Raw genomic sequence first — 1,204 nt, forward strand, 5'->3', positions numbered from 1 at the left:
CCTGGCGTCGGGACAAGGACAGCCTGCGCCGCTGCCGGTCGACGTCGATGACGACGACCGAGACTGCGTCGCCAACGTGGACGGCTTCCTCCGGAGCTTCAACGGGTGTCGCTGCCAGCTCTTGAAGACGGATCAGCCCCTCGATGCCGTCGGCGACCTGAACGAAAGCGCCGAACGGGACCAGCTTGGTGACCTGTCCATCCAAGGTCTGACCCACCGAGATGCTGCCTGCGAGGGTCTGGAAGGGGTCCGGCTGAGTCGCTCGCAGCGACAGCCTGGCTTCCCCGTTCCACGTGTCGAAGTAGAGGAACTCGCACGAGACGCGTTCCCCGACTTCGACGATGTCCGATATCGCTTCGAAGCGATGCCAGGACAGCTCGAGGACCGAGATGAATCCGACGCCGGGGAAGACCGGGTGATCGGGGCCCTGGTCCAGTGCCACGAACACGCCGAACCGCTCGATGGCAGCGACCGTGCCGGAAAGGATCTGGCCGGAGCGAAGGGGTCTCAGGAACGCCCAGAGCTCAGGGTGCTCGGCGGAGGCCATCGACAACCAGGCGATGCCTTCATCCAGATCAACGGAGGTCACCTCGGCTGTGATCCTCTGACCGACCTGCAGAGGACTGGCCGGGAAGGGCCGCCATGACAGGTCCAAGGGACCCACCATCCCCAGCGGGCGCGCGGGGTACCCGTCCAGAGTCACCGTCACCCCTCGCGATCCGGTGATTTCTGTCGCCGTTCCGTGGCAGAGGTCACCGACGCGGATCGATGCCAAGAACTCCCTTGCAGTCTGATCGTCCAGCTCAGCGCCCATGCCGTCCAGCCTCTCACGCGGCCGTGCACCGACCCGGAGGTGGGCAGGACGGATGACACCCTGCTCGTACCGAGGCACCGATCTTTTATCCGCGGACAAGAGTCGGAGGACTCCGCGGGGGAGTGCCTGCTCAGACTCGGTCCGGGAGAAAGGGGTACGGGGTGATCCAGAGTGCGTCGTACGTGGCGAGGACTGCCCGGAGCTCGCGGGCGCTCCGGGGTGTCATGGCCAGGAGCACGCGGTCGAGGAGCGCACGGCCTTCCAGGGGGTTGCCGCAGCAGTACCAGTGCGCGTTGCCCCACTCGCATTCGTCCCACAGCCGGCGCTTGGGGCCGCGCACGTACTGCTTCCACCGGTCCAGGGCCAGGATGACGTCTCCTGGCTGCAGGT

At 66.4% G+C, this 1,204-nt stretch carries 1 protein-coding gene and 1 pseudogene; both read right to left on the reverse strand.

Features of this window, described 5'->3' with window-relative positions:
• A partial coding sequence (locus IF09_RS0139525; protein WP_037637251.1) for a S1 RNA-binding domain-containing protein occupies positions 1-814 on the reverse strand: 814 nt, incomplete at its 3' end.
• 130 nt (positions 815-944) lie between these two features.
• Positions 945-1,204 (reverse strand): annotated as a pseudogene (locus IF09_RS41465) (hypothetical protein); the annotation flags it as partial.

This window comes from Streptomyces katrae (genome assembly GCF_000717655.1).
Classification (GTDB): domain Bacteria; phylum Actinomycetota; class Actinomycetes; order Streptomycetales; family Streptomycetaceae; genus Streptomyces; species Streptomyces katrae_B.